Annotated in this window: 6 protein-coding genes and 1 other annotated feature; of the genes, 4 read left to right on the top strand and 2 right to left on the bottom strand. The window is 48.1% G+C overall.

Translation table 11 applies throughout. The features are described 5' to 3' along the window. Positions 1-196: 196 nt before the first annotated feature. Positions 197-661, bottom strand: coding sequence for a hypothetical protein (locus tag FTU54_RS14910; protein ID WP_004968108.1), 465 nt, complete (start codon positions 659-661; stop codon positions 197-199). A gap of 217 nt (positions 662-878) precedes the next feature. Further along, the gene (locus FTU54_RS14915; protein ID WP_171527277.1) at positions 879-1022 is read right to left on the bottom strand and encodes a DUF3761 domain-containing protein; all 144 of its coding nucleotides are present in this window, start codon (positions 1020-1022) and stop codon (positions 879-881) included. Between the two features lie 20 nt (positions 1023-1042). Here FTU54_RS14915 and FTU54_RS14920 point away from each other — a divergent pair. The 4 genes from FTU54_RS14920 to FTU54_RS14935 all read left to right on the top strand — a co-directional run bounded on the left by FTU54_RS14920 (position 1043) and on the right by FTU54_RS14935 (position 4912). Then, positions 1043-2262, top strand: a protein-coding gene (locus tag FTU54_RS14920; RefSeq protein ID WP_100249712.1) for an IS3 family transposase whose coding sequence is annotated in 2 segments (ribosomal slippage) — positions 1043-1319 and positions 1319-2262 — 1221 coding nt in all. Because the reading frame shifts where the segments join, the coding sequence is not laid out codon by codon here. Next, positions 1318-1434, top strand: a sequence feature (AL1L pseudoknot). Its footprint overlaps the gene before it by 117 nt. 134 nt (positions 2263-2396) lie before the next feature. Beyond that, positions 2397-3212, top strand: a complete 816-nt coding sequence (gene sul2 / locus FTU54_RS14925) for a sulfonamide-resistant dihydropteroate synthase Sul2 (protein WP_001043260.1) — start codon at positions 2397-2399, stop codon at positions 3210-3212. A gap of 60 nt (positions 3213-3272) precedes the next feature. Continuing rightward, positions 3273-4076, top strand: coding sequence for an aminoglycoside O-phosphotransferase APH(3'')-Ib (gene aph(3'')-Ib / locus FTU54_RS14930; RefSeq protein WP_001082319.1), 804 nt, complete (start codon positions 3273-3275; stop codon positions 4074-4076). After that, positions 4076-4912 carry an aminoglycoside O-phosphotransferase APH(6)-Id gene (locus tag FTU54_RS14935; RefSeq protein ID WP_000480968.1) on the top strand — a complete coding sequence of 279 codons (837 nt, stop codon included), beginning with the start codon at positions 4076-4078 and terminating at the stop codon, positions 4910-4912. The genes aph(3'')-Ib and FTU54_RS14935 overlap by 1 nt, the downstream gene beginning before the upstream one ends. Positions 4913-5144 lie beyond the last annotated feature (232 nt).

Raw genomic sequence — 5144 nt, forward strand, 5'->3', positions numbered from 1 at the left:
TTAAGTTCTTTATCCGACATAGACACCAACATATCAAACCGTCCGCTAAGAAAATTGCAAAAGTGCATATTCTAAAAGCGGACATTTTTACTTTGGAGAAACCGGACATTTCTATTTTGGAGTTACACAACCCATTTCGCATAAGAGATTTTATGTTAAATCGATAATCAAAAAGCCCATGAAAGTAAGCCTTTTTTCATCCATGAGATTTACTTACTTCTTCTAAAATTTTGCTTTTTACCCAGTTTGAAAAATCTTTTTGATTTTCTACAAAGTGTAAAAGATCAGCCTCACTTTCCCGATTAAAACTTATACTTTTAACTTTTCTACTCTGCTTTTCATATTTTGCATTTATTGCAATTTTTCGCCAATTTGTTTGATCGACAATATCATAAGCAGCAGCGAAAACATTATTTGCATCATTTTCATCAATACAAACTTCAATATTTTCTGCATTGAAAATACGGATTTCATCCATTTCTATTTTTTTATTGGTAGATGAAGTGAACCCGAAAAATAAGGTAATACCATGTTTTGATGTTATTTCTATATTGCCAAAAGATTCATCAGTATTTGTATGAGATTGATCTAATAGAATTTCACAGCTAGTAACTCGCCAACCTGTTTCCTGTTGAAGTTGTGAAGCTAACATTGGAAGCATATGTAATCCATTTTTGTTTTTGATAGTAATACGATAATATTAATTTTTAATTTTTACAAGTTTATAGATGAGGATATAGACATTTTAATTGGTGAGAATATAGACACTTTAAATGGGTTCTAACATGAAAAATAGGAACTTAAAATTCCTGTTTTTATTGGTTTTTAAGTTTTAAGCATATTGCATGATAAGCTTTAAATCAGAAGTATTCTAAGTTCTAAAGCCAGTTAGCTACTCCACCATGGCCAGAACAAGTACCTCTCCTATTCAAGCTAAAAGACCAAGTCCCATCTCTACACTTCGCTGTTGCATTAGAAGGTTGCTTATTTGCTGAACCGTACCGGGTTTGTCGGAGAGTCAATATTCTGAGAGACTATCCCGATGACAAAATTAAAATATGCCCCTGAAATCAGAGAAAGAGCGGTTCAATTATTGATTGAATCTGAAAAAGATTATCCATCGAATTGGGCTGCGATCACCGCTATTGCTCCCAAGATAGGTTGTACTCCTGAAACACTACGTGTTTGGTATCAAAAATATTTAGATAAACTAAATCCAGTTAAAGTACAGCAGCTTTCAGACCAAGAACGTATCAAACAACTCGAACGCGAAAATAAAGAACTGCAACGCGCCAATGAGATTCTACGTAAAGCAGCCGCTTTTTTCGCCCAGGCGGAACTCGACCGCCCACACAAATAATGGTGGATTTTATCCATAATAATAAAGAGCTGTACGGAGTCGAGGCGATTTGTAGAATTTTACCGATCGCACCCTCAACCTATTACCGGACTCTAGATCTCTGCGAAAACCCAGAACATCGAGCAAAGCGAGATCTACATGACTTGCATCATGCTGAACAAATTAAACGAATTTGGAAGGAAAGTTCAGGTCGATATGGTGTACGTAAAGTTTGGCAAAAACTGAAACGTGAAGGCTATATTATTGCACGCTGTACAGTTGCTCGATTGATGCAAAAGCTAGGTATACAAGGTGTTTGGCGAGGTAAGAATAAACAAACTACCCATAGCCGAGATGATCAAAAACGAGCAGATGACTTGGTGAAACGCAATTTTAGTGCTGATCACCCTGACCAGCTGTGGGTCGCTGACTTTACGTATATTCAAACAAATTCAGGCTGGGTCTATACCGCCTTTATTATTGATGTGTTCTCGCGAGCAATTGTTGGATGGAAAGTATCAACACGGATGAATACAGACATGGTGCTCGATGCACTGGAGCAAGCATTGCATGATCGAGGCATGCCAAAGAACGTGATTCATCATAGTGACAGAGGTGTGCAATATCTTTCCATTCGTTATACCAATCGTTTAGAAGCAGCAAATTTACGAGCATCAGTCGGTACGACCGGTGATTCATACGATAATGCTTTGGCTGAAACAGTGAATGGCTTATACAAAACAGAGGTGATTGAATATTTAAAAGCAGATTGGCAAGGTTTAGCGGATGTACAACTTGCGACATTAAATTGGGTAGATTGGTTCAATAAAGAGCGTGTACATAGTGCACTAGGTTATGTGCCACCTTTTGATTTTGAAGCAATGTACTATGATAAAATTAATCCGTTAGGTCAGGTGGCCTAACTTAAATAAAAAAGTCTCCGACAAACCCGGTACGGTTCAGATCACCGCAAACAGGTTACTCGCCTGGGGATTCCCTTTCGACCCGAGCATCCGTATGAGACTCATGCTCGATTATTATTATTATAGAAGCCCCCATGAATAAATCGCTCATCATTTTCGGCATCGTCAACATAACCTCGGACAGTTTCTCCGATGGAGGCCGGTATCTGGCGCCAGACGCAGCCATTGCGCAGGCGCGTAAGCTGATGGCCGAGGGGGCAGATGTGATCGACCTCGGTCCGGCATCCAGCAATCCCGACGCCGCGCCTGTTTCGTCCGACACAGAAATCGCGCGTATCGCGCCGGTGCTGGACGCGCTCAAGGCAGATGGCATTCCCGTCTCGCTCGACAGTTATCAACCCGCGACGCAAGCCTATGCCTTGTCGCGTGGTGTGGCCTATCTCAATGATATTCGCGGTTTTCCAGACGCTGCGTTCTATCCGCAATTGGCGAAATCATCTGCCAAACTCGTCGTTATGCATTCGGTGCAAGACGGGCAGGCAGATCGGCGCGAGGCACCCGCTGGCGACATCATGGATCACATTGCGGCGTTCTTTGACGCGCGCATCGCGGCGCTGACGGGTGCCGGTATCAAACGCAACCGCCTTGTCCTTGATCCCGGCATGGGGTTTTTTCTGGGGGCTGCTCCCGAAACCTCGCTCTCGGTGCTGGCGCGGTTCGATGAATTGCGGCTGCGCTTCGATTTGCCGGTGCTTCTGTCTGTTTCGCGCAAATCCTTTCTGCGCGCGCTCACAGGCCGTGGTCCGGGGGATGTCGGGGCCGCGACACTCGCTGCAGAGCTTGCCGCCGCCGCAGGTGGAGCTGACTTCATCCGCACACACGAGCCGCGCCCCTTGCGCGACGGGCTGGCGGTATTGGCGGCGCTGAAAGAAACCGCAAGAATTCGTTAACTGCACATTCGGGATATTTCTCTATATTCGCGCTTCATCAGAAAACTGAAGGAACCTCCATTGAATCGAACTAATATTTTTTTTGGTGAATCGCATTCTGACTGGTTGCCTGTCAGAGGCGGAGAATCTGGTGATTTTGTTTTTCGACGTGGTGACGGGCATGCCTTCGCGAAAATCGCACCTGCTTCCCGCCGCGGTGAGCTCGCTGGAGAGCGTGACCGCCTCATTTGGCTCAAAGGTCGAGGTGTGGCTTGCCCCGAGGTCATCAACTGGCAGGAGGAACAGGAGGGTGCATGCTTGGTGATAACGGCAATTCCGGGAGTACCGGCGGCTGATCTGTCTGGAGCGGATTTGCTCAAAGCGTGGCCGTCAATGGGGCAGCAACTTGGCGCTGTTCACAGCCTATCGGTTGATCAATGTCCGTTTGAGCGCAGGCTGTCGCGAATGTTCGGACGCGCCGTTGATGTGGTGTCCCGCAATGCCGTCAATCCCGACTTCTTACCGGACGAGGACAAGAGTACGCCGCAGCTCGATCTTTTGGCTCGTGTCGAACGAGAGCTACCGGTGCGGCTCGACCAAGAGCGCACCGATATGGTTGTTTGCCATGGTGATCCCTGCATGCCGAACTTCATGGTGGACCCTAAAACTCTTCAATGCACGGGTCTGATCGACCTTGGGCGGCTCGGAACAGCAGATCGCTATGCCGATTTGGCACTCATGATTGCTAACGCCGAAGAGAACTGGGCAGCGCCAGATGAAGCAGAGCGCGCCTTCGCTGTCCTATTCAATGTATTGGGGATCGAAGCCCCCGACCGCGAACGCCTTGCCTTCTATCTGCGATTGGACCCTCTGACTTGGGGTTGATGTTCATGCCGCCTGTTTTTCCTGCTCATTGGCACGTTTCGCAACCTGTTCTCATTGCGGACACCTTTTCCAGCCTCGTTTGGAAAGTTTCATTGCCAGACGGGACTCCTGCAATCGTCAAGGGATTGAAACCTATAGAAGACATTGCTGATGAACTGCGCGGGGCCGACTATCTGGTATGGCGCAATGGGAGGGGAGCAGTCCGGTTGCTCGGTCGTGAGAACAATCTGATGTTGCTCGAATATGCCGGGGAGCGAATGCTCTCTCACATCGTTGCCGAGCACGGCGACTACCAGGCGACCGAAATTGCAGCGGAACTAATGGCGAAGCTGTATGCCGCATCTGAGGAACCCCTGCCTTCTGCCCTTCTCCCGATCCGGGATCGCTTTGCAGCTTTGTTTCAGCGGGCGCGCGATGATCAAAACGCAGGTTGTCAAACTGACTACGTCCACGCGGCGATTATAGCCGATCAAATGATGAGCAATGCCTCGGAACTGCGTGGGCTACATGGCGATCTGCATCATGAAAACATCATGTTCTCCAGTCGCGGCTGGCTGGTGATAGATCCCGTCGGTCTGGTCGGTGAAGTGGGCTTTGGCGCCGCCAATATGTTCTACGATCCGGCTGACAGAGACGACCTTTGTCTCGATCCTAGACGCATTGCACAGATGGCGGACGCATTCTCTCGTGCGCTGGACGTCGATCCGCGTCGCCTGCTCGACCAGGCGTACGCTTATGGGTGCCTTTCCGCAGCTTGGAACGCGGATGGAGAAGAGGAGCAACGCGATCTAGCTATCGCGGCCGCGATCAAGCAGGTGCGACAGACGTCATACTAGATATCAAGCGACTTCTCCTATCCCCTGGGAACACATCAATCTCACCGGAGAATATCGCTGGCCAAAGCCTTAGCGTAGGATTCCGCCCCTTCCCGCAAACGACCCCAAACAGGAAACGCAGCTGAAACGGGAAGCTCAACACCCACTGACGCATGGGTTGTTCAGGCAGTACTTCATCAACCAGCAAGGCGGCACTTTCGGCCATCCGCCGCGCCCCACAGCTCGGGCAGAA

This window comes from Acinetobacter sp. YH12116, assembly GCF_013418895.1.
GTDB lineage: Bacteria > Pseudomonadota > Gammaproteobacteria > Pseudomonadales > Moraxellaceae > Acinetobacter > Acinetobacter indicus.